Source organism: Corynebacterium sp. UMB10119B, assembly GCF_030228125.1.
Lineage (GTDB): Bacteria > Actinomycetota > Actinomycetes > Mycobacteriales > Mycobacteriaceae > Corynebacterium > Corynebacterium pseudogenitalium.
In genome coordinates, this window is sequence record NZ_JASPBG010000006.1 from 1 (window position 1) to 22,743 (window position 22,743).

The 22,743-nt window shown below is 61.9% G+C and carries 19 protein-coding genes and 1 tRNA gene; 7 read left to right on the top strand and 13 right to left on the bottom strand.

Going from position 1 to position 22,743, the window contains the following annotated elements:
* The first annotated feature begins 166 nt into the window (after positions 1-166).
* Complete coding sequence (locus tag QP802_RS06135; RefSeq protein WP_284817856.1) at positions 167-817, top strand: DUF1707 SHOCT-like domain-containing protein; 651 nt, start codon at positions 167-169, stop codon at positions 815-817.
* Between the two features lie 22 nt (positions 818-839).
* Positions 840-2,126, top strand: coding sequence for a pyridoxal phosphate-dependent aminotransferase (locus tag QP802_RS06140; RefSeq protein ID WP_284817857.1), 1,287 nt, complete (start codon positions 840-842; stop codon positions 2,124-2,126).
* On the opposite strand, the gene QP802_RS06145 is transcribed toward QP802_RS06140, so the two are convergent.
* Both QP802_RS06145 and dcd read right to left on the bottom strand, forming a co-directional pair.
* Complete coding sequence (locus tag QP802_RS06145) at positions 2,123-3,391, bottom strand: UDP-glucose dehydrogenase family protein (protein WP_284817859.1); 1,269 nt, start codon at positions 3,389-3,391, stop codon at positions 2,123-2,125. The two genes, QP802_RS06140 and QP802_RS06145, sit on opposite strands and share 4 nt — an antisense overlap.
* A gap of 12 nt (positions 3,392-3,403) precedes the next feature.
* Positions 3,404-3,967 carry a dCTP deaminase gene (dcd, locus tag QP802_RS06150; RefSeq protein ID WP_070479603.1) on the bottom strand — a complete coding sequence of 188 codons (564 nt, stop codon included), beginning with the start codon at positions 3,965-3,967 and terminating at the stop codon, positions 3,404-3,406.
* A gap of 44 nt (positions 3,968-4,011) precedes the next feature.
* Here dcd and QP802_RS06155 point away from each other — a divergent pair, with 44 nt between their 5' ends.
* Together QP802_RS06155 and QP802_RS06160 are read left to right on the top strand one after the other, a co-directional pair.
* Positions 4,012-4,908 (top strand): esterase/lipase family protein, encoded by an 897-nt coding sequence (locus tag QP802_RS06155; RefSeq protein ID WP_284817861.1) that lies wholly within the window; start codon positions 4,012-4,014, stop codon positions 4,906-4,908.
* A gap of 57 nt (positions 4,909-4,965) precedes the next feature.
* Positions 4,966-5,039 (top strand) — tRNA-Gly (locus tag QP802_RS06160).
* A gap of 149 nt (positions 5,040-5,188) precedes the next feature.
* Here the strand turns inward: QP802_RS06160 and QP802_RS06165 are convergent.
* The 7 genes from QP802_RS06165 to QP802_RS06195 form a co-directional block, all read right to left on the bottom strand.
* Complete coding sequence (locus QP802_RS06165) at positions 5,189-6,580, bottom strand: ABC transporter ATP-binding protein (protein ID WP_284817863.1); 1,392 nt, start codon at positions 6,578-6,580, stop codon at positions 5,189-5,191.
* Positions 6,577-7,263 carry an energy-coupling factor transporter transmembrane component T family protein gene (locus tag QP802_RS06170; RefSeq protein WP_256005628.1) on the bottom strand — a complete coding sequence of 229 codons (687 nt, stop codon included), beginning with the start codon at positions 7,261-7,263 and terminating at the stop codon, positions 6,577-6,579. The genes QP802_RS06165 and QP802_RS06170 overlap by 4 nt, the downstream gene beginning before the upstream one ends.
* Positions 7,256-7,852: an MptD family putative ECF transporter S component gene (locus QP802_RS06175; protein ID WP_070361801.1), complete on the bottom strand. Its 597-nt coding sequence runs from the start codon at positions 7,850-7,852 to the stop codon at positions 7,256-7,258. Before QP802_RS06175 ends, QP802_RS06170 begins: the two co-directional genes overlap by 8 nt.
* A 34-nt stretch (positions 7,853-7,886) precedes the next feature.
* Positions 7,887-9,635: an ABC transporter ATP-binding protein gene (locus tag QP802_RS06180; protein ID WP_070975613.1), complete on the bottom strand. Its 1,749-nt coding sequence runs from the start codon at positions 9,633-9,635 to the stop codon at positions 7,887-7,889.
* Complete coding sequence (locus tag QP802_RS06185; RefSeq protein ID WP_070361799.1) at positions 9,632-11,419, bottom strand: ABC transporter ATP-binding protein; 1,788 nt, start codon at positions 11,417-11,419, stop codon at positions 9,632-9,634. The genes QP802_RS06180 and QP802_RS06185 overlap by 4 nt, the downstream gene beginning before the upstream one ends.
* 796 nt (positions 11,420-12,215) lie before the next feature.
* Complete coding sequence (locus QP802_RS06190; RefSeq protein WP_284817865.1) at positions 12,216-13,862, bottom strand: VanW family protein; 1,647 nt, start codon at positions 13,860-13,862, stop codon at positions 12,216-12,218.
* Positions 13,863-13,887: 25 nt separating this feature from the next.
* Entirely contained in the window at positions 13,888-15,075 is a 1,188-nt protein-coding gene (locus QP802_RS06195; protein ID WP_284817867.1) for a glycoside hydrolase family 3 N-terminal domain-containing protein, read from the bottom strand.
* On the opposite strand from QP802_RS06195, the gene QP802_RS06200 reads away from it, so the two are divergent.
* The 3 genes from QP802_RS06200 (at position 15,076) to QP802_RS06210 (ending at position 18,973) form a co-directional block, all read left to right on the top strand.
* Positions 15,076-15,252, top strand: coding sequence for a DUF2613 family protein (locus QP802_RS06200; RefSeq protein ID WP_071565697.1), 177 nt, complete (start codon positions 15,076-15,078; stop codon positions 15,250-15,252).
* Positions 15,239-18,193 carry an alpha-(1->3)-arabinofuranosyltransferase domain-containing protein gene (locus QP802_RS06205; protein WP_284817869.1) on the top strand — a complete coding sequence of 985 codons (2,955 nt, stop codon included), beginning with the start codon at positions 15,239-15,241 and terminating at the stop codon, positions 18,191-18,193. Before QP802_RS06200 ends, QP802_RS06205 begins: the two co-directional genes overlap by 14 nt.
* Before the next feature lie 507 nt (positions 18,194-18,700).
* Positions 18,701-18,973 carry a hypothetical protein gene (locus QP802_RS06210; RefSeq protein ID WP_284817871.1) on the top strand — a complete coding sequence of 91 codons (273 nt, stop codon included), beginning with the start codon at positions 18,701-18,703 and terminating at the stop codon, positions 18,971-18,973.
* A gap of 203 nt (positions 18,974-19,176) precedes the next feature.
* On the opposite strand, the gene QP802_RS06215 is transcribed toward QP802_RS06210, so the two are convergent.
* The 4 genes from QP802_RS06215 to QP802_RS06230 all read right to left on the bottom strand — a co-directional run bounded on the left by QP802_RS06215 (position 19,177) and on the right by QP802_RS06230 (position 22,742).
* Positions 19,177-19,647 carry a hypothetical protein gene (locus tag QP802_RS06215; protein WP_284817873.1) on the bottom strand — a complete coding sequence of 157 codons (471 nt, stop codon included), beginning with the start codon at positions 19,645-19,647 and terminating at the stop codon, positions 19,177-19,179.
* A gap of 9 nt (positions 19,648-19,656) precedes the next feature.
* Complete coding sequence (locus QP802_RS06220; protein WP_284817875.1) at positions 19,657-20,742, bottom strand: trypsin-like serine peptidase; 1,086 nt, start codon at positions 20,740-20,742, stop codon at positions 19,657-19,659.
* A gap of 222 nt (positions 20,743-20,964) precedes the next feature.
* Positions 20,965-21,690 carry an ABC transporter ATP-binding protein gene (locus QP802_RS06225; protein ID WP_284817877.1) on the bottom strand — a complete coding sequence of 242 codons (726 nt, stop codon included), beginning with the start codon at positions 21,688-21,690 and terminating at the stop codon, positions 20,965-20,967.
* A 2-nt stretch (positions 21,691-21,692) separates the two neighbouring features.
* On the bottom strand, positions 21,693-22,742 hold the full coding sequence (locus tag QP802_RS06230; RefSeq protein WP_071567900.1) for a FecCD family ABC transporter permease: 1,050 nt from the start codon (positions 22,740-22,742) through the stop codon (positions 21,693-21,695).
* Between the last annotated feature and the right edge of the window lies 1 nt (position 22,743).

The window sequence follows — 22,743 nt, forward strand, 5'->3', positions numbered from 1 at the left end:
CGGACGGTGTCGGGGAACTTTGCGGGCATCGGAATACCTTCCAGCCCTCAACACTCCAACGAAATGTCCGCGCTCCCAATTGCCCCAAAAAGCGGATTACTACATTCCTGTTACTACACTTTGCAGTTCTAGGACAGTCCGCACCAGCCAAGTATGCTTAGGAGCTATGACCATGCCTCAACCGAATCCGAATTTCCAATTCAACTACCGCATCGGCGATACCGACCGCAATGACGCGGTGACGGCGTTGTCGGTGGCGTTCGGTGAGGGGCGCCTGACCATGGACGAGTTCGATAGGCGGTGTGCGGCTGTCGCGAAAGCGGAGTACTCGCCGGATTTGATGGCGTTGTTCCAGGACCTGCCGCAGAAGCCGGGCCAGTGCCAGGTGCCTGCCCAGCAGTCGCAACAGTCGCCGGTGTACACGGGCGAGGACATTGAGCTGGCCCGCAAGCGCGGACGCAATGTGCGCGGAGGCCTGCTGGGCTTGTCGACGATCGCCAGCCTCGCATTCATCGGCGTCTTTGCAGAGATGGGGGCGGACGCCCTAGCTACACTGTCGCTGCTGATCATCCCGACCGTGTTCATCCTGCTGTATGTGATGAAGGTGGGGCCGGATAGCTGGTACTCGCCGTCGGTTCGGCAGATTCAGCGGGCGCAGCGCCAGGCGGTCAAGATACAGCAGTTGGAGTTGCAGTCGCATCAGGCGGCGGAGATCGCGATGCGGAAGCAGCAGCAGCGCCAGCAGATGGACCAACTCAAGAACGATGCGTTGAATATCGCGCAGCAGACGATGCAGCGGTTCAACAAACGTGGTTAGGTTCGGGCGCTAGTATTGGCACATGGCCAACAAGAAGCAATCAGAAGCACCAGAACAAACAACCCCGCAGCACACGCCTTTTAAGCGGCACCGGCACTTTGACCAGGCCGAGAAGCTGAAGAACGTGTTTTATGACATTCGCGGCCCGGTGAGCGCGACCGCGGAGGAGATGGAGCGCGACGGCCACACCATCCTGAAGCTGAACACGGGCAACCCGGCCGTGTTCGGGTTTGAGGCGCCGGATGTGATCATGCGCGACATGATTGCCAATTTGCCGACGTCCCAGGGCTACACCACGTCGAAAGGCATTATTTCGGCGCGTCGCGCGATTGTGACGCGCTACGAGATGATTCCGGACTTCCCGGCGTTCGACATCGATGATGTGTACCTGGGCAATGGTGTCTCGGAGCTGATCAGCATGGTTACGCAGGCCTCCCTGAACGAGGGGGACGAGATCCTCATCCCGACGCCGGATTACCCGCTGTGGACGGCGGCGTCGACACTTGCGGGTGGCAAGGTGGTGCACTACAAGTGCGACGAAGAGGACGACTGGAACCCCTCGCTGGAGGATATTCGCTCCAAGGTGACCAGCAAGACCAAGGCCATCGTGGTGATCAACCCGAACAACCCGACGGGTGCGGTGTACTCGCGGGAGACGCTCGAGGGCATCGCGAACATCGCACGCGAGCACGAGCTGATGATCTTCGCCGACGAGATCTACGACCGCATCCTTTACGACGGCGCCCAGCACATCTCCATGGCGGAGGTTGCCCCGGACGTCATCACCCTGACGTTCAACGGCCTGTCGAAGGCGTACCGGGTGTGCGGGTACCGCGCCGGCTGGATGGTGCTCACGGGGCCACGCCGCCGGGCGAAGGGCCTCATCGAGGGCTTGGACCTGCTTTCCGGCACGCGCCTGTGCGCGAACGTGCCTGGCCAGCACGCGATCCAGGTGGCCCTGGGTGGGCGCCAGTCGATTTACGAGCTCACCGCGGACGGCGGACGACTGCACAAGCAGCGCAACGTCGCCGTGCGCAAGCTGCGCGAGATCCCGGGCATCTCCGTCGTGGAGCCGAAGGGCGCCTTGTACGCCTTCCCGAAGATCGACACGGAGATGTACCACATCCACGACGACGAGCGCTTCATGCTGGACCTGCTCAAGAGCGAGAAGATCCTTATGGTGCAGGGCACCGGCTTCAACTTCCCCACCCCGGATCACTTCCGCGTGGTCACGCTGCCGTGGGCGTCACAGCTGGAGAACGCCATCGAGCGCCTCGGCAACTTCCTCGCCGACTACCACCAGCACTAGCGGATGACGCGCCAGCCCGCCAGCTGCCAGGTGGGCACATCGAGGGCGTTGCGGGCGTCGATAATTACTCGCTTGTCGACGCCCACCAGCGGCTCCAGGAACGCATCCCACTCGGTGGCCAGGATGCACAGGTCCGCGCCTGCGGTGGCCAGTGTGAGCGTGCCGGGAAAGTCAAGGTCGGGGTAGGCGGCGCGGGCGTTGTCGAGGGCCTTCGGGTCGTAGACGCGCACGTGCGCCCCGGTGTCGTGGAGGCGCTGCGCCACGTCGAGGGCGGGCGAGTCCCGGATGTCATCCGAGTTCGGTTTAAACGCCGCGCCCAACACCGCGATGGTGCGCCCCTCCAACGTGCCGAGCTCCCGCCGCGCCAGGTCCACGACGCGGGCGCGACGGCCCTGGTTGATGGCGTCGACCTCCCGGAGGAAGCGCAGCGAGTCTCCCGCGCCGAGTTCTTCGGCGCGCGCGATGAACGCACGGACGTCCTTCGGCAGGCAGCCTCCGCCGAAGCCGAGCCCGGCGTTCAGGAACTGGCGGCCGATGCGCCCGTCCATCCCGATCGCGTCCGCAAGCTGGGTGACGTCAGCCCCCGCCGCGTCGCAGACCTCGGCGACCGCGTTGATGAAAGAAATCTTCGTGGCCAAAAACGCGTTCGCCGCCACCTTCACTAGCTCGGCGGTGGGAAGATCCGTCACCACGACTGGTGAGCCCTGCTCAATAGGAGTGGCGTACACCTCCCGCAGCACCTGCTCCGCGCGCCCACCCGGGCGCTGCCCCACCACAATCCGGTCCGGCGCCAACGTGTCCTTCACCGCGTGGCCCTCACGCAGAAACTCCGGATTCCACGCCACCTCAACCGCCCCCGGGAGGCGCTCCTGCAGGCGGTGCGCCGTACCCACCGGCACCGTCGACTTGCCCACCACCAGGTGCTCCCCCTCAAGGATCGCGGCGAGGCGGGAGGTGGCGTCGTCAAGAAATGAAGTGTCCGCGGCAAGCCCACCGGAAACCTGCGGCGTGCCGACGGCCAAAAAATGCACCCGCGCGAACCCCGCCACCTCGCGCAGATCGGTCGTGAAGCGCAGGCGACCCGACGCCGTGTGGCGCTGCAGCAATGTGTCGAGGCCGGGCTCGAAAAACGGGGCACTCCCCGACTGCAACGCCGCAACCTTGCGCGCATCCGTGTCCACCGCCAGCACTTCATGGCCGAGCTCAGCCATGCACGCAGCGTGTGTCGCCCCCAAATACCCCGCGCCGACCACCGACAATCGCATACGCGAAGCCCCCTACCGGAAATTCAGGTACGCCTTCGACGGCGTCGGCCCCCGCTGCCCCTGATACTTCGAGCCCAACGCACCACTGCCGTAGGGCACCTCCGCAGGCGACGTCATCGCGAACAATGCCAACTGGCCGACCTTCATCTCCGGCCACAACACAATCGGCAAATTCGCCACATTCGACAACTCAAGCGTGATGTAGCCCGAGAACCCCGGATCGATGAACCCTGCCGTCGAGTGCGTCAACAGGCCAAGCCTGCCCAGGGAGCTCTTGCCCTCCAGACGCCCAGCCAAATCGGCCGGCAACGTGAACTTCTCCAACGTCGACGCCAACACAAACTCACCGGGGTGCAGTACAAACCCCTCACCCTCAGGCACCTCCACCAGCGTGGTCAGATTCGGCATCTCCTCACGCGGATCAATATGGGTATAGCGCGAGTTATTAAACACGCGGAAAAACCGATCCAAACGCACATCTACCGACGACGGCTGCACCAACGCAGCGTCATACGGCGCAATACCGAGGCGTCCCGAATCAACGGCGTCACGAATGTCATGGTCTGAAAGAAGCACGGCGCCTAGTCTAGCCTGCTTTGGGGTGGGGCTAAAGTAAACGCATGCACCGAATCCTCTCGACCATTCTCCTGACCGCCGCTCTCGCGGTCAGCGGCGCCCCAATCGCCACAGCGAACACCAGCGACATATTTAACGACGCCTCTTGCGTCCCCGCCGCCGACAAAACAACACCCGTGCTCTATGTACACGGCACCTCCGCAAACACCGAAAAGTGGGCCCAAAACGCCGTCGTCCTCAAAGCCGCAGGCTACTGCGTATGGGGCTTCAACTACGGCCGTGGCAGCGGACTGCCCTCTCTCTTCCCCGGTTCCTACGGCAACGCCGACATCAACAGCTCCGCGCGCGAACTCGCGCGCAACGTCGAACGTGTCAAGGAAGCAACCGGTGCCGACCAGGTCGACCTCGTCGCACACTCCCAAGGCGGCCTGCTGGTGAAGAAGTACATCGCCGAGCTCGGCGGTGGCGACAACGTCCGGCGCGCAGTCACCGTTGGCGCCACCTTCCACGGCACCGACCTCAACGGCACCGGCAAAATCCTCTCCCCCATCGCCCGCGCATTCCCGCGTCTCGCAGCGTTCTTTGCAGGACCAGGCGCAGTCCAACAACTCAACGACTCCCCCGTCATCCAAGCGCTCAACACGCTTCCCGACACCCAAGCCGGAATCGTATACACCTCGCTCTACTCACCATCCGACACCACCGCCACCCCAAACAGCACTTCAATCCTGCAGGCCGTCGACGGAGCGGACGTCGCCAACATCAACATCGAAGCATCCTGCCCGAACTCAGGCCGAGTCTTGCACCCCAACATGCAATCCGACCTCACCGTCGCAGCCCTCACCAGATGGGGACTCGAGCGCACCGCCGACGACCGCACTCCCAACCAGCGCGCCTGCTCACTCAGCGCACTCCCCGACGGGTCCGACGCAGCCCGCTAGCGTTTGGCGAATTAGCAGCGCGGTGCTAAAATTACCCACTGCTGCATTACATGCGCTGCCGGCGTAGTTTAGTGGTAGAACATCAGCTTCCCAAGCTGAGAGTGCGGGTTCGATTCCCGTCGCCGGCTCCACTATGACGTCGAAAATGATAAGTAGGCGTTTGCGTTAGCGCGTACGCCCCAAGGGGGTCAAGAAAATCGCTTGCGTTAGCGAGTGTATAGCGCATTAGCTCTGACCTGCGGAAGCGCTTTCCTCTCTTTCGGCTGAGCGAGCGTTTGCGTTAGCAGGCGTTGATCTGGTCAAGGCGGACGCTATGGTCGGCGACCTCGGTAACGAGTTCAGCGTCGTGGGTGATGACAATGACGACGGCACCAGTGTCAGCGAGTTTACGCATTACTCGGGAAATCGCGACAAGGTGCTTGTAGCCAACACCGGACGTGGGTTCGTCGAAGATGTAAACTTTCTTGTTCGCAGCAAGCGCTGTAGCAATAACCAGGCGTTGGCGCTGCCCGCCAGAGAGTGCTTGGGGATGGTCAGCCTCGTGGTCGGCAAGGTCGAGTTCTTCAAGGATCGCGTGGGCATCGATGTGTTGCTTTTCGGCTTTGGTCGTGCCGAGCGTGACTTCGTCGATGACGGTATCTGAGAACAACTGTCGGGTAGGGTCTTGCATCACAAGGTAGGCGTCACGGCTGGGGAATTTTTGTCCATTGAGTGTGATGGATGCGTGTTTGGCTTTTTCTAGTCCGCAAACAATGCGTGCCAGGGTTGATTTCCCTGAACCGCACGGGCCGAGGAGCGCTGTGATTTTCCCTGCCGGAAAGAGCGCATGGTCGACGTTGAGAACCGTTTTCCCCTGCCGGTAGGCGAAGGTGAGGTTGTCGATCGTGAGCCCCTCCCCTGCCGGTTCCGGAAGTTGTGGCATAGACACAGTCACTAGGGATCGCAGTCCAAGCTGTTTGCGCTCCTCATCCGAGGTAGCGTAGAACTCTTCGCCGGTTGCGGTGAGGGCGATCTTGCCTTTGTCGAAGCAGTAGACACGGTCAGCGATCCCGGAAAGAAAACTTAGCCGGTGTTCAGCAATGATGATCGTGTGTCCATCAGCTTTGAGCCTGGCGATGAGTGTGGCGAGTTGGCCGATAAGATCAGCTGATAGGTTCGCGGTCGGCTCGTCAAAGACGATCAGCGACGTGTTGTTGCACATGGCGACGGCGCAGGCCACGCGTTGCATCTGCCCGCCCGACAGCTGTGTGACGCGGGATTCCAACAGGTCGGCGATACCTAACTCGGCTGCAACCTCGTCAATGCGGGCACAGATCTCCTGCGGGGCGCGGCCGAGATTTTCTGGGCCGAAGGCGAGTTCTTGGCGCACGTGAGTGGTGTAGAACTGGGTGCGTGGGTTTTGAAACACTGTCGAACAGTGGTGGGCAAGCTCTGATAGATCTACTCGTGCCACGTCAATGTCGTCGACTGTGACGCTTCCGGTAAGGTCGCCGTCGTGAAAGTGTGGGATGAGCCCGTTAAACAGCCGTAACGCGGTGGTCTTCCCCGATCCCGATGCGCCACACAGCAAGGTGACGGTTCCGGGTGTGATGGTGATGGTTGCGTCATTGATTGAGGGGTGGTCTGCTCCTCGATAGGTGAAGGTGACGCCGGTGGCTTGGGTTATTGTCATAGGACGATTCTCCATATCGCGAAACCGATAACGATGAGCAGAATGACTGCGTCGATCACACGGAATTTCACGACCGTGACTGAGGTGGGCTTTGCGGTTCCGCCCAGTCCGCGCACGAGGGCGGCCGATGCCAGTTCGTCCCCGCTGCGTACCACGGTCGATAGCAGCGGGATTGTGAAGTACTGGGCCGCGCGCAGGGAAAGCGCGGACATGCCGCGTAGTTTCATCGCATCTGAGATCGCTTTAACCTCGTGGCCGATCACAGGCAGCACACGTAAGGCAACCGAGATTGGGATCGTGAAACAGGTTGGGATTCGTGAGCTGGCGAGTGCTTTTTGCAAGGTGGCGGGTCGGATCACGCCGATCGCGTAGGCTCCCATTCCTGCGCTGACACTGAATCGCCACATCCACTGCAAAAACAGCACGAGGAACGCGCTGACCGTTGACTTCCACACCAGTGGTATCACGAAGACGAGCCCGCCGAGGACCGCAAACGTGGCCAGGTAGACGGCCACCCAGCTCGGGCGCACGAGCGTGTTGGGGTTGATCGCAGCGCTCGCCAGCATCACGGCGGCGAATCCGCCCAGAGCACACACGAACCACGGCGAGTAGGCACTGTAGATCGTGGTGGAGACGATGACGAGCGCTACGATAATCGTGCGCGGGTCGGGAAGTTTAGACAAGACCGGCCCGTTCAAAGTGCTTACGCGCCACCCTGGTTCCCAACAGACCAGCAAGCCAGCCCACGATGAGCATCACAACGAAGAAGCCCAACAGAATCGGAATCGTGACAACCTGCGCCATCTTCGCGGCATACTCGGCGCCCATTTGTTCGGCGATCTGCGACATATATGCGTCTTGGTCCATAAATAGCGGCATCCACGGGGAAACATAGATCGGCAGAATAAACAGTGCGTATGCCAGCGGAACGCGAACCTTCACGCTCTTCGGCCCCTTGGTAATGACTAGGTCGGCGAGCAGGCCGAATACAGCGGCCACCGCGATTCCCCCTACCCAGTGGCCGGTCACGAAGAAGAGGATTTCGATGATAATCAGCATGATTGTCAATGCCCCCATCTTCGGAGTGCGTGCTGTGAACAGCGCAAAGACGATGCCGTTAACGAGAATAGAAAGCAAGAAGCCGGCATACATGGCGGCGGGGATGAACCCGAGCATTCCGAATGCAAACACGATGACGAACATCAAGGCGGTGAAGACGCCAATGTTGATGAAGTCGCGCGTGTTGAGGCGCGAGGATGTAGGCGTAGACATAGTTTTTCCTTTCATGTGCGTATACGTGCTGTGTTTAGACGAGTTGCCATCCAGCTGCGTTGATGCGTTCTTGCCAGAAATCGCGGTATTGACCCGGCTGGTTGACCAGCTCGTCGTGGCACCCGCGCTGGGCGATACGCCCATCGTGGGAGAGCACAATGATTTGGTCAGCTTGGCGAATGGTTTCAAGTTTGTGGGCGATGACAATTAGTGTGGAGTGCTTACGCAGCTCGTTCATCGCCGCAACAATGTTGGCTTCATTTTCCGCGTCCAACGCGCTGGTGGCCTCATCGAACAGCACGATCGGGGCTTTCTTCACCAAGGCGCGAGCGATGGACACTCGTTGGCGTTCCCCACCTGACAGTGCACGCCCGCCAGCACCCGCCAATGAATTCCAGCCGTCTGGGAGGCGGTTGACAATTTCCGTCACGCCCGACAGCTCAGCGGCCCACCTGATTTCTTCATCAGTAGCTTCGGGATTGCCAAGGCGAATGTTGGCTTCGAGAGTGTCGTTGAATAAGTAGACGTCTTGGAAGACCAGAGATATCTGGCGCATCAAATCTTCGGTGGTCTGCTCGCGCACGTCCACTCCGCCAACGCGCACGCTGCCGGACTGCACATCCCAGAAACGTGCAACCATCCGGGCGATCGTCGTCTTCCCGCACCCAGATGGACCAACCAGGGCACACATGCCGCCTTGCGGGACATGGAAGGACATATCGTGCAGCACCGGGGTGTCCGGATCGTAGCTGAAGGTGACGTCCTCGAAACGAACATCACCAGGTGCCCTCACTGGTGTAGAGGCATCGGGTTCGGACAGTTCGGGGGCATCCATGACCTTGTCGACGTGGTTCATCTGCTGGCGGCGTTCTTCCAGCCCGGTCATGCAGCCACCGATGTCTTGGAGCATGGTGGTGAACCGCAGGCACATGCCGATTGTGACCACGGCGTTCAGCGCATTCATTTGCCCGCCGAGGGCGAGTTGGGCGGTCAGCCAGATCATTATCACGACAAGGGCTTGGACGAACATTCCATTAATCAGGTTCGCTAATGTTTCGATCCACAATGCTTTGCGGCTTTTGCGGTCAGCCTGTTTGAATGCCCGATCAAGGGCCGGGTAGTCGTCGGCGACATGGCAGGAGCGCAGCGCGCCTTGGCAGGTGGCGAATTCGACCATGCGAGCCGCCAATTCTGACTCAGCTGGTTCGGAAACCTGCTTACCTTTATCAAGAAGCACGCGGGAGATATGGAGGAAGGCGAGCATGATCGGGAACGCGATCGTCAAGGTCAGTCCCAGCCGCCAATCCCAGAACCAGGTTCCCACAGTGATCACCAGCACGGCTGAGAGTTTTTGGACGAGGGAGAAAATGAAGTGCGCCGCCGACTCGCCCAAGTTCATCATTTCCTGGGTGACCATGCGCGACAGTCGGCCAGAGCTACCCGAATCGAACACTCCCAACGGTAGGCGGGCTACTTTGTTACCTATTGCGTGGTGGACGTCGTGAATGAACCCGAGCGCGCCAATATAGCCGGTGCGCATGCCATAAAACTCGGTGCCTACACCCGCTACCGAGATCACCGCCAAGGCGATGAGCCAGCCCCAAAACGATAACCCCCACACCGGCATTCCGGTCGCTAGGGCACTTGCTGCGGGAAGCAGAATCAGCAGGGCAAAGCCGTGACACAGTCCTGAGACCGCACCCCACGCTTGACCGACCGAGAGGTCACGCCACGAAGCGGGTTCCATCAAACGCTTAAAGCGTGGCAGCAATAGTTGATTCATCGTGTCATCTCCTCACATGCACCTTGGGCAAGAAGTGCCTGATAGTGCGCATTACCCAACAGCTCGTCGTGTTTACCGACCACAGCAATGCGCCCGCGTTCCATGACGACAATCTGATCCGCGCCCCTGATCGAGGCCAACCGGTGGGCGATCACAATCACGGTTCTGCCTTTGGCAAGAGTCGAGAGAGCTTGTTGAATTTTCGATTCCGATTCCGGGTCCGCCATCGCCGTCGCCTCGTCCAGCACCAACACTGGGGCATCAACCATGAGCGCCCGGGCGATCGCGATACGGGCTGCCTGCCCGCCCGAAACGTGGGTGTCCTCCCCCAACACGGTGTCGTAACCATCTGGCAGGCTCATGATGAACTCGTCGATCTGCGCGGCTCTCGCCGCCTGTCGCACCTGATCCAAGGTTGCGTCTGGCGCGCCCAGGGCAATGTTGTTGTGGATGGTGTCGCGAATAAGCTGTGCATCTTGCAAGACGAACGCGACCGTCGAATACAACAAATCCTGGGAAATGCTCTTTAGATCAACCCCGCCGATAGTGATCGTGCCAGCGTCCGGGTCATCGAAGCGGGCAATTAAACTCGCCAACGTCGACTTCCCCGCACCCGACGGGCCAACCAGCGCGGTCACCGTGCCTGCCGGAATGCTCAGGCTCACCTCGTCTAATGCCTGGGTGTCGTCATAGGCATACGACACACCCCGAATCTCGATATCATGACCGTGTGGTGTCTGTGGCGCATCGGGCTGACTCAACGCTGGTAGCTCCATGACGTTCACCAGCCTCACTGCCGCAGACCCTGCGAGCTGGTACGACCAGGCGATGGTTGCGACTGCCATCAACGCTCCCGGCAGCACCAAGGCGATCAACGTCGTCGTTATCACCTCGTAGATGCTCACCCAACCGGCGTTCATCATCAACGCGCCACCGCCAAGGTTCACGATCAACAACACCGGGATCGACACCCACGAAAATGAGGCGACCGACATCGACACCAGCGGCATACACCACGCCCGGTAGAACTTAGAAAACTCGTTAGCCGCATCTAAATAGGCTTTATGTGCTTGGCCGACCTTGCCGAATGCTTTCACCACTGAGATACCGGCAACGAACTCGGCCATCGTTGCCGAAACCTGAGCGAGCTTGGTGTCCATTTGTGCGGTCTTCTCATTCATCCCACGCATCGACATGCCATACATACCCACATAAATCGGAATCGTCGCAATCGACAGCAGAGCGAGCCGCCAATCCACCACAAACGCATACACCAACAAGGCGAGCGGGGATACGATCGCGTTCAGTTTCTCAATCGGCCCGTGCGCGATCACTGTATGCACCGTGGCCGTATCATCCTGAATGGTCTTGCGGATCTTCCCCTCACCCTCGCGGGTAAACCACGACAGCGGAGCAGTCGACATTCGGGCGGCAATTTGCCGACGCATCTGATTACGCAACGACAGGTCAATAAAATGCGTCACGCCCAATGCAACAAAATATAAGGTCAACCGGGCCATGTATGCGCTGACGAGGAGCATGACGATCCAGTTCACCCGCGCCGGGTCCACCTGGTCTTGCATAAGTTCTCTGCCAAGCTCCACCAGAGCCACATACGGGGCAATAGCCAACACGCCTGAGAGAAAAGCCAAAACCTGCGCGATAAACAGTTTGCCTTTCACCGGCTGCGATAGCTGACGGATCGCGTTCTGGCCAGCGACAGATTTTTCCTTCGCGGACCCATACTCACCGTCAACAACCTGATCCGTTACACTATCGTTCACGTAAACACCATCCTTATTAGGTAAGTCTAACCTTACTCGCTTTCTGGGAGGTGTACCTAACCGTGCACATCAACCGATACGAGCATCACCCTTTCAAGGCCATGCTTACCTGTTCACCGGTGCGGAATACCAACCGGATCGTATCCTCGTCTACGATGGCGTGGTCAATGAGTGCGCTCCACTCTACATCTGTAAGAACGAAGGCTCTTGGGCTGGAAGTTTGCTGCGCCCGCGAAATGGGTTCGCACCGATCAAGCACTTCAGGACTGTCCAACACGAACTTGAAGCAAGTCCATCTACTGCTCAAGAGTACGAAACACTCACAGAGTTAATTCTCGAAACGCTCAATCAAGCCGGTATTGAAACACTCCGTGCCCTCCAACCACTAGCTGAAAGCGATGACACCCCCTAACCAGATACCCGCTAACGCAAGCCCACCCGCAGATCCCCTTGGCTTCAAACGGACGCCACCCCCAGTGGGCGTTACAGCGATGACTGCCGGATCGCCGAACCTCCAGCAAAGTAGCGAGCAGTCTCAAAAACAGCTAAATCCCAGCTCACCAGGGGTTTAGTGGCTCATGCGGCTTTTATCATTTTCGACGTCTAAGCCTCCACTAACACCCCTTTTGCAGGGGTGTTTACGTTTGCCGTTTTTGAGGTGGGCGGAGACGCGAGTGACAAAAGACGCAACCCGGAAAAATTTGGTCGCCATAACCGCAGGCCGTAAAAGGGCTAGACGTCAAGAGGTGCGTCTTTTGTCACTGAAGCGAAAGGGAAGAAGCCAAGAACAGAGACACTACCCGCAGCGGACGATGGGCTGCGGGTCGTAGACCGTGGTGGTGGTTTCGCGACTGAGCTCGTTGCCGGCGAGGTCGGTGATCACGCGGGTGTCGGAGGTGGTGAAGCCGGGGGCGCCGCCGGATGGGGCGCAGTCGGGGCCGGTGACGGTGCGGGGTTGCGGCTGGGTATAGGCCCAGCGCCCGCCGTTGATGGACTGCACGTTGACGGTCTTGACACCGAGGAGGCTGACGGTGATGTTGCCGCCACCGTAGTTGGTGACGATTTTGACGGGGTGGTTGCTGTCGTTGCGGAAGGCGAGGTCAATGGCGCCTTCGTAGACGGTGGCTTCGCGCCCGGCTGGGTAGCGGGAGATGTAGTAGGAGTGTGGGGTGGAGGCGACGTCGGTCATGCCGGCGAAGTAGGCGGCGTTGTAGAGGGTGGTGGCGAATTGGGAGATGCCTCCGCCGACGGCGGTGCCGCCGCGGCCGTTGATGATGATGCCGGATTCCACGTAGCCCTGGGCGGTGCCGCGGGGGCCGGTGTAGCCGTTGAGGGAGAACGTTTCGCCGGGGTTGACGATGGCACCGTTGACGGTGTTGGCCACGATGCGGATGTTCTCGCCGGAGGCGCCGGAAAAGCCGCCGGTGGTGAAGGTGCCAACGGTGTCGTTGAAGGTTGCTTGTTCGGCGTCGGCGGTGGTGAAGGTGGCGGGGACGTCTTTGTAGGTGGCGTCCCAGGTGCGGTCGGCGTCGTGGAGGAGGCGGTCGTCGAAACCTTTGAAGGTGGCGTCCCAGTCAACGTTGATGCCGTCGACGGAGGGCTCGATGCCGCCGCTGGTCAAGACGCGTGCGTTTTTGGCCTCTACCTCGGACTCTTGCAGCTGCTCGCCGAGGATCGCGCCGGCTGCTTTGTAGTCGACGACGGGTTTCAGCCCCTCATCGAAGTGGAGGATTTCGCCGATGCGTTCCTTGGGGATCACGGCCTTGATGTCTTCGCGGCCGTTGACGGTGAGTGGCCCGGAGAGGGCGCGGTGGACCGGGCCGTCCATCGCTTCTTTCAGGGCAGCAGCGCCGATGCGCGGCGCTATTGGTTTCGGCTCAACGGTGACGCCGTCGGGGTTGAGCCAGTGGGTGGTCAGCTCGGTGCGCAGCGCGTCGGCGGGCACGTCCTGGCCGTCCTCGGGGGTGCGTTCGCGGGCGGTGCCGCCCTCGAGAGTGATGGCGGCGTCGACGGGGTCGCGGTGCAGTTCTTTCTGCAGGCGGGTGATTTCGGGGGTGAGTTTCGCGTCGTCGACTGAGGGGACGACGTCCACTTCGTGCTCCCGGATCAGGCCGCTGAGGCGCTCAATCGGGCTTGCGGACTGCAGCCCGGCCGCCTCCACCGTCGCCGAGTAGTCGATGCCGAGCCCGGCGCGCTGCGGCACCACTTCGACGCGCTCTGGACCGGAGGTGACGGTGATGGGGCGTGAGGGGGCGTCGCCAAGTTGGGCCTTGAGCTCGGCTTCTGCTTCCTGCGGGGTGAGTCCGCCGATGGCGACGCCGCCGACGGTGGTGCCGCGCGGCACGTGGTCGCGGTTGAGCGCCAGGTCGGCGAGGTAGATGGCCAGCAGCACCGCGAGCACGCCCACGGAGAAGCCGATGAAGATTTTTGTTGCCCTATTCACCCGCCCCAGGGTAATCGAGTGTGGGCTATAACCCAACGTCAATGAGTTGTTGTTGGACGCGGGTGGCGGCCTCGTTGATGCGGGATTCGGGGATCTCTCCCTTTTCGACGCCCGCTACGACACCATCGATGATGCCTGCGATGTCGTGGCCGGAGGACCAGAGGGCTTGGTCGGCACCCGCGCTGATGGCGAGGCGGACTGCGTCCGGCGTGGGGGCGTATTCGAGGATGCCGCGCATGCCGGAGAGGTCGTCGGTGACGGCCACGCCCTCGAAGGGGACGCCGCCGGGGTAGTCGCCTTCGCGCAGGATGCGGTAGGCCTCCGGGTTGAGGCTGCTGGGCACGCCTTCGGCGCCGAGACCGGGCACAATCATGTGGCCGACCATGACGCTGGCGCGCGGGAAGCGTTGCAGGAGCTCGCCGTACGGGACCAGGTCGAAAGTATGCAGGTCCCCGATCGGTGGCGTGGTGGCGAGCTTCTTGTGGGTGTCGCCGGAGGCGCGGCCGTGCCCCGGGAAGTGTTTGAAGGTGGGGGTGACGCCGGAGTCGAGAAGGCCTTGGGAGAAGAGCCCGGCGATGCGGGCGACCTCGGCGGGGTCGCGGTGGAAGGCGCGGTCCCCGATGATGGCCAGGTCGGCGGCATCGATGTCGACGACCGGGGCGTAGTCCACGTTGATGCCGTGGGCGCGAAGCGAGCGGCCGATGTCGTAGCCGGTGCCCTGGATCACCGCGGGCGTCCCGGCGGCGAGGCGGCCCGGCGCAGGAAAGTCCCCGAGGACGTCGGTGTGGCGCTGGACGCGGCCACCCTCGAAGTCGATGGCGACGGTGAACCCGCGCGGGTACTGCTCGCGCAGCGCATTGATGTCGTGGCCGGGGTCGTCGAGAAGCTTGGGGTCGGCCCAGCTGGGGATGATGAGCCCGCCGACGCCCTGATCGAGGGCCGCGCGGGCCTGGTCGTAGTTCTTCACTCCGACGACCATCAGGGATGCGACGCGCGACCGCAGGTCCTCCGGGACGCGCTGCTGGGCTGGTGTTTTGGGGACGACCTCGGTGATTGGCACTGTGTCTGTGGGCAAAAGTGGGATGTGGTTGTGGAGCGGAGTGGGCGTCGTCACGGGTTGTGGGGTCGGCTCGGGCGCGCACCCGGCGAGCACGACGACGAGCCCCGCCGTCGCCGCGGCGAGCCCCCCTGCACGTCTGGTACGCTTTTGCACATGTCAAACCGTACTACCTTGCCTTCCGTTGTGGCTAGCGCCGTCGTCGGTGTTGTGCTCGGCGTGGTGGGCGTGATTGGGGTAGCGGCGTTCTCCGGGCAGAATTCCGTACCGGTATCCAACGCCGTCCCGGCAGACGAGGCCGTGCTTGGCGGCCCGGAATATGGCGCGCGCTAAACTCCGCAGCCTCACTCCCCACCTGGTCGCGTGGGCAATCATCGCGCTGATTGTGTGGGCGCAGGCGCCGGGGCAGATCGCCGCCGATACCAAATTCGACCTCACCACCAACCCTGCCGGGTTCCTCGCGCAGGCGATGCACGCCTACACGGACCGCTTCACGCTCGGGCAGCTGCAGAACCAGGCGTACGGCTACCTCTTCCCCCAGGGCGCGTTCTTCCTGTTGCCGCTGCCCGCGTGGGTGTTGCAACGCTGCTGGTGGACGCTGCTGGTCGGATTGGCGTTCTCCGGGACGTACGCGCTGGCCAGGCGGCTGGGCATGCGCGGGGTGGCGGGCCCGGCGGTGGCCGGGGCGCTGTACGCGTTCAGCCCGCGAATCCTGACCACGCTGACCGCCATTTCTTCGGAGGCGTGGCCTGTGGCATTGGTGCCGTGGACGCTGCTGCCGCTGCTGGGGGCCCAGCGCCGGGGGCCTCGCCTTGCCGCCGCGCTCCTGCCGGTGGCGTGCATGGGTGCGGTCAACGCGACGGCCACCATCGCCGCTTGTCTGCCGGCCCTGCTCGTGCTGTGTGCGCAGCGCCAGTGGCGTGCCGCCGCGCTGTGGCCGGTGGGCGCGGTGCTGGTCAACGCGTGGTGGCTCGGCCCGCTCGTGGTGCTCGGACGCTACTCCCCGCCGTTCACCGACTTTATTGAGTCCGCCTCAGTCACCACCGCGTGGCTCAACCCGATCGAGGTTCTGCGCGGCACCACCAGCTGGACCCCGTTCGTCGACGCGGAGCGCGCCGCCGGGCACCTCCTGGTCACAGAGCCAGTATTCGTGCTGCTCACAGCGGGTGTGGCGGCGCTCGGCATCGCGGGGCTGGCCCGGCGCAACATGCCCGCCCGCGGCCCGCTCGTCGCGGTTTTCGCCGTGGGCGTCGGCATGCTGTGTTTCGCGCACGCCCACCCCTCACTTTTCGACGCCCCCCTCGCCGCCTTCCGCAACCTGCACAAGTTCGACCCACTGGTCCGCCTCCCGCTGGTGTTGGGGGCCGGGTGGGTGGTGTCCCGGGCGCGCACCCCGCAGCTGATCGGCGCCGTCACGCTGGTGGCGGTGGCGGTATCCCCGGCGTGGTCGCTACGCCTGCTGCCACAGGGCACGTGGCAGGAACCGTCCGCGGACTGGGTCGCGGCGGCCCGCTGGCTCGACGAACACGCCACCGGCACCCGCACGCTCGTCGTCCCCGCCGCGCCTTTCGCCCGCCAGACCTGGGGCTGGACGCGCGACGAACCCATCCAGGCGCTCAGTCAGGCGCGCTTCGCAGTGCGCGACGCCATCCCCCTCGTCGACCCGGAGGCGATCCGCGGCCTCGACGGCCAGGTCCGCGCCGTGGACTCGGAGGCGCTGCGCGCCATCGGGGTGGGCGTCGTCGTGGTCCGGCACGATTTGGAGGAGGCGGTGGCGTCGACAAGCGTGCCCGATCTTGGCGAGCCGACCGTGCGTTTCGGGGACGTCGATATCTATGTGCTGGAGCCCACGCGCGACATGATGCTGACCAGCGCCACCCCCGTCCGCGTCGACGCCGGCGGCGAGGCGCTGCCCCTCCTGTGGCGCGAGTTCGGCTACTTCCCCGCAACCCTGACCAGCGGTGATGCGGACATCGTGACGGATACGCCGGCGCTGGCGGTGCGCAACTACGGCGCCGTGCAGCGCGCGCAGTCCGCGCACCTGGCCACCGCTTCGGAGGGCAAAGACGTGCGCAACCGGGTGCCGGACTACCCGTCTGCGGGCACGCCCGTCGGCGTAGCCATGGAAGGCAGCGCTTCAGCTTCTTCCTCCGCCGCCGACGCCACCGCCTTCGGCGGCGCCCGCGCCTCCCGATCGCTGACCGCCGCCTTCGACGGCCTCGACGACACCGCCTGGTGGCCCGCCGCCCAAGACCCCCACCCGTGGCTGCGCTTCACCCCCAACGCCAACACCGCCACCATCACCGCCACTGCCAACACGAAAGTGCAGGTCACGGATGCTTCCGGCGAGCGCACGCTCAGCCTCGTCGCCGAGCAACCCCGCACCATCAGCGTGCGCGGCGAAACCACGCTCACCCTCACCGAACCCGTCGGCATCACCGAAATCGACACCGGCATCCACCGCATCGTCGACGTCCCCGGCACCGCCGACACCTACTTCTTCCAACGCCTCATGCCCGAAACCAACACACTGCAGCGCGCATTCACCACCGCCGAAGACGCCGAATGGCACCTCTCCACCCCCGCCCTTATCGACGGCTCCTCCGCCACCAACACCGTTTTCCTGCCCGCCGGGCGCCACGAACTCGTCACGGACGCCGAGACGATCACGCTGCGGCGCGGGCCCGCGCCTGCTGTTTCTTGGGAGCCGATTGTTGGTAGCGCAGTTGTGCCCGCTGACCAGGACCGCCTGCTCATCACCACCCGCGCGTACAACCCTGGGCTCCAAGCCAGCCTCGACGGCGAACCCCTCACCCCCCAACGCATCGACGCCGGCCAACTCGCCTTCCACATCCCCGCCCGCCACGGCGGCACCCTTACGTTCTCCTTCGCAGGCGAGCGCCCCTACCGCCTCAGCCTGTTCGGCGGGGCGGCGCTCAGCCTGGTCACCGCGCTGGTGTTGGGGTGGTTCGCGTGTCGACGCCGTTTTGTTAGCACTCCGGCCCGCCCCATCCCCGGCAGGATGGTGGCAGCGTTGCCGCTGGCAGCCGCGCTGTGCATCAACCCGGTACTCGGGATCGTCAGCGCCATCGGAGTCTGGGCGGTGCGCCGCTTTACCCTCCTGGCCAGACGCTACATTGCCGCCGGCGCCATCACCGTGATGGGACTGTGGCTGGCACGCGCGCCCTGGCCTTCCGCCGGGTACGCCGGCGACGCCGCCCTCATGCTCGTGGCCGGGTGCGTCGCGGTGGCCTGCCTCGCCTGGCCGGACTAGATTTTGGTTGCCCGCCGCCCGGGAACCATTTTGGGGTTTCGGCCGGTTCCGGTCGACCGACGTGACGTTTCCCCAGGTCGCGACCGCTGTCTACGAAGAAAGTTCCCAAGACCACCGCCTCTTCGCACCAGATTCCAGGTTTTCGGCGAACGGGTTTGCAAAACCCCAGGTCGCGCAAACCTCATGCAGGAATTTGGTGTGCACCCGGCCGCTCATCGCACCCCAAAACCGTTTAAAGCGTGCGCTTAGAAGCGTGCGATGCAGGTCGCGCATTCTCGTCCGGCCCGACCGATTTCCAGCGACCAGCATCGCACTCCTTTAACACCTCGACCGGAACAAAATCGAGTAACAGCACGCCACTCCATATACAAGCGCTCTGCGATGTGCGACTGTAATCACTAGAATGATCGCAGCCGGTGCTCACAGCAGAGCTGACAAGAATTGCAGGAATCAAAGACCAGTGCTTTGAGTAGATAGCACGATCGAGATATTGCGAAAGGTGTCGTTATGTCTGAGAAACTGACGATCATTGGATCATATTTGGCTATATTCGCGGCGGTACTGGGGCTTCTTTCCGGCCAGTTTCTGCTTGCGACGGTAGTCGCGGCGATTGGCGTGTGGGGGTTGGGGTCGCATAATCGGCGCTCAGCATTCGATGATGTTATTGCTTCTGATCTGCCAATCCCTTCGGCAGCAGAGTTAAAGAGCTATCGGGAGAAGAATCCAGATCTCTCTTTTTCTGAAGCAATCGTTGCTTGGCAGAAGGGCGGATCGGCCTGAATTCTTCGAGTTGCAGGCGATATCTTTACCGGGTTTTCAGTCCATCACGCCCCAACGAGGCTCAAAGCGTGGGACAGATGACGGTAGCGCAGCAAGCGGGGTGAATCTGAGCCTTATTGGACTCCACACGCAATTTGACCCGCGCCCATTAGAGCACGGGTCAAAAGAAAAGCCGGAAAACTTTCACATGACGGGCATGTGATCTACCAGTTCTGAAGCAAGCGAGCCCCTAGTGGCGACTGCAGCGTCACCTTCATGGAGGCCGGGCGACCGATCAGGATGCACTTATCAGGCGATCCTGGAATATTCCCTTCGTACACTCTAACTTTTACTGATGTCGCGGTCTCCGATGTCTCCACGCGGTATCCGTAGCAAGTTTCGGTTCCGGCGGGGAAGAACACACGTATTTGTGTGGGGCTGATTACTTGATAGCCCGACCATTTGACTTGACGCTCATTTTTGAGATCGTTGCGCGCCTCCACGTCGGAGGGTTGTTGTCGCGTTTTGTGGACGATCCCCATTGCGCTGCTGAGTTCGTCGCCGACAGGGGTGGCTGAGACTATTCCTATGGTACTGCCCACCACCGTCAACACCGCTAAAATAACGCCGACCAAATGTACAGTTTGCGCATTCAAACCTGCGTTTATGCCGAATTTAGATAGTATGCCAGACATTCTCACTCCTTACTTCACTGGCCGACTCGCCGTTGAATCAAACATGTCCCAAATCTTGGAGGTTATGATCGGCGAACCGAGATACGACGCACCGTTTTCAGGACCAAACGAACTCACGGAGCGGATATGCCCCAGAGTTCCGTTGAAGTCTTCTAGCCATGCGCCACCGGATGCACCACCGCCAAAGTTGCACCCATATGACATGTAGAAATTGAAGGACGACGAATTTTCGTTTTTCACCGGTACCGTACACCGAAACATAGCGGAACCCAGGAAACGGTTGCGGGGATATCCAATTATGTCAGCTTTGAACGAACCTGCATTTCCGGAGCGCAGTCCATGGCCTCCAACCGCATCGACGAGTCGTTTTCCTCTTTCTGAGTTGACAGTGACAAACCCGAAGTCAGCAGCAAACCCACGAGGCGTAGTTCCATAGTTTGCCCAGTCAGTAGTTGTGGTCATAAAATTGGCCTTGAATCTCCCATGGGGTGCAACACCGATCGTATATTCTGGAACGAATACCCAGTTTTTATGAAACTCGCCTCCACTCCCGCTATGGACGCAGTGACCAGCAGTGATTACAGTGCTTTTGTTGTCGGAGTTTACAGCAGACGCGGAGCAGACGCGATCTTCATATTGGCCATTGACTTTCCTTGAGAAAAATACTTTTCCATTCGCAGCACCGGAATTGCCGATTCGAGAGTGCGCCTCACCGGCCGTTTGAGATGAGGAGAACGGTTCAATAGGTTCTGATGCTTCTTGTTCACGTTCTGGCGCTTCAGGGGAAACGACAACCTCTTTGCTGTTTGACGTTGCTTGGTCCGCCGCAAATGGCAAGTCGAGGGTTGCATCAACAGGAGTGGCCCTCGACATGCGATCCAGTGTCCAATACTCATCCAGTGTCATCTCCGAGGAAACTGATCTAGTCGACTGATCATTCGGGTTAATTACTCCGACAGTGGTTTCAGCTTCTTCTCCGATGAATGATTCCTGAGCATGGACTGCCACTGGCGCCACAGCCATGGCCAGACAAGCCGATGATGCCAGGACTGTAGCCCGGTTGAAGATCTTTCTGATATGGGAGTTGAGATACATGACAGCTCCTTGAGGTAAGGATGAAGGCTGCGTTCGTATGAGATAAACGCATTGGTATGGAAACTATCACGCACGTTACTCTTTTTCAATACTGTGATATGCAACATAGATTGTCTCTGGGGCTGGCATCGAAGTTACATATGCACCCCACCTACGCTGACTCTTGTTGAATGCCTACCCAGACCAGTTCCACACCAAAACGGATCAACCCCCTACCACCCCCTACGCAGGGCAGATGACGGGCGCGCCGGAGACCGGGTCGTAGAGGACGCGGGCTTCGATGCCGTAGACCTCTTGGAGGAGTTCGGGGGTGAGTACGTCGAGGGGCTCGCCGTGCGTGACCACGCGCCCGGCTTTCATGACGAGGAGTTCGTCGCAGTAGCGGGCGGCGAGGTTGAGGTCGTGGATCGCGACGACGGCTTGGCGGTCGGTGTCGGCGACGATGTTGCGGATGATGGTGAGCAGGCTTACTTGGTGGTGGAGGTCGAGGGCGGAGGTGGGCTCGTCGAGAAGGAGGAGTTGGGGTTCGCGTACCAGCATCTGGGCGACGCCGACGAGTTGGCGCTGGCCACCTGACATGTGGCAGACCATCCGGTCGGAGATGTGGAGGATGCCGAGGCGGTCCATCATCGCGGCGGTGGCTTCGAGTGGGTTGGTGACGGCGCCGCCGGCTTTTGCGGCGACGACGATGGATTCGAACGCGGTCAGCGACGCGCTGGTCAGCAGGTCTTGGGGGACGTAGCCGACGTCGTGGGGCCCACAGGAGGTGGTGACGGTGCCGGACGTGGGGGCTTTGAGGCCGGCGATGGTTTTGACCAGGGTGGACTTGCCGGCGGCGTTGGGGCCGAGCAGGCCGGTGACGGCGCCGGGGGTGCCCAGGCGGAAGGTCATGTCGTGGAGGATAGGGGTGCGTCCGTAGGCAACGTTGAGGTCTGTGGCGACGATCATGGTTAACGGCCTGCCTTGCGGTAGCGGGAGAAGATGAGGAAGACGAAGAATGGGACACCGACGATGGCGGTGATGATGCCGATCGGGATCACCAGGCCTGGTTTGACGGTGATGGAGACGGCGTGCGCTGCGGTGAGCAGCAGGGCGCCGGCCGCGGCGGAGGCGGGCAGGTAGAACTTCTGGTCCTCCCCGACCAACATGCGGGCGATGTGGGGGCCCACCAGTCCGATGAAGCCGATGACGCCGGCGAAGGCCACCGAAGCTGCTGCCAGCAGGGATGCCACGATCAGGGTGGTGACGCGCAGGCGGGAGACTTTGATGCCGAGGGAGGCGGCGCGGGCGTCGCCAAGTCGGAGGGCGGTGAGCCGCCAGGCGTTGAACACCACGAACGGGACCGCGGCGGCGAGGAGGACGCCGATGATACCGTCGGCGAGCCAGGTGGCGCGCTGCATGGAGCCGAGCGTCCAGAAGACGATCTGTTGCAGCGCCTCAAGCGTTGCGCCGTACTGCATAAGCGACAGCAACGCCTGGAAGAAGAAGGACAGGGCAATGCCCAGCAGGATCATCGTTTCGGCGGCGGCCCCGCGCCACACGGCAGCGGCGGCGACGACGGCCACCGCCACCAGGGCGGCCAGCGCAGCGGCGAGCGCCAGGTTGAACTGGGGGTGCGCGATCAGGTTAATGCCCAGCACGATCGACATCGCGGCGCCGAACGCGGCCGCCGCCGAGATACCCAGCGTGAACGGTTCCGCCAGCGGGTTGTCCAGGATGGTTTGCATCATCCCGCCCGCAAGTCCCAGGGACGCGCCGATGAGCAGCGCCATCACCGAGGCCGGCAGGCGCAGGTCCCACAGGACCACGGAGGCTTGCTCGGGTGCGGTGTTGGGGTGGAGGAGGGCGTCGAGAAGCTGGGAGGCGCTGAGGTTGATCGGGCCGACCACCGTGGCAACGACGAAGCTGACGAACGCGACGAGCAGCAGCGCGCTAATCGCGATGAGTTTGCGTCGTCCTCGCTGGTGGTAGGCGCGGATCGCCTGATCTTGCTGGTTCATG

Coding starts and splice junctions, on each gene's coding strand:
- QP802_RS06135 (WP_284817856.1), top strand. CDS start 167: ATGACCATGCCTCAACCGAATCCGAATTTCCAATTCAACTACCGCATC.
- QP802_RS06140 (WP_284817857.1), top strand. CDS start 840: ATGGCCAACAAGAAGCAATCAGAAGCACCAGAACAAACAACCCCGCAG.
- QP802_RS06145 (WP_284817859.1), bottom strand. CDS start 3,391: ATGCGATTGTCGGTGGTCGGCGCGGGGTATTTGGGGGCGACACACGCT.
- QP802_RS06155 (WP_284817861.1), top strand. CDS start 4,012: ATGCACCGAATCCTCTCGACCATTCTCCTGACCGCCGCTCTCGCGGTC.
- QP802_RS06165 (WP_284817863.1), bottom strand. CDS start 6,580: ATGACAATAACCCAAGCCACCGGCGTCACCTTCACCTATCGAGGAGCA.
- QP802_RS06175 (WP_070361801.1), bottom strand. CDS start 7,852: ATGTCTACGCCTACATCCTCGCGCCTCAACACGCGCGACTTCATCAAC.
- QP802_RS06180 (WP_070975613.1), bottom strand. CDS start 9,635: ATGAATCAACTATTGCTGCCACGCTTTAAGCGTTTGATGGAACCCGCT.
- QP802_RS06200 (WP_071565697.1), top strand. CDS start 15,076: ATGTCAAACCGTACTACCTTGCCTTCCGTTGTGGCTAGCGCCGTCGTC.
- QP802_RS06205 (WP_284817869.1), top strand. CDS start 15,239: ATGGCGCGCGCTAAACTCCGCAGCCTCACTCCCCACCTGGTCGCGTGG.
- QP802_RS06210 (WP_284817871.1), top strand. CDS start 18,701: ATGTCTGAGAAACTGACGATCATTGGATCATATTTGGCTATATTCGCG.
- QP802_RS06215 (WP_284817873.1), bottom strand. CDS start 19,647: ATGTCTGGCATACTATCTAAATTCGGCATAAACGCAGGTTTGAATGCG.
- QP802_RS06220 (WP_284817875.1), bottom strand. CDS start 20,742: ATGTATCTCAACTCCCATATCAGAAAGATCTTCAACCGGGCTACAGTC.
- QP802_RS06225 (WP_284817877.1), bottom strand. CDS start 21,690: ATGATCGTCGCCACAGACCTCAACGTTGCCTACGGACGCACCCCTATC.
- QP802_RS06230 (WP_071567900.1), bottom strand. CDS start 22,742: ATGAACCAGCAAGATCAGGCGATCCGCGCCTACCACCAGCGAGGACGA.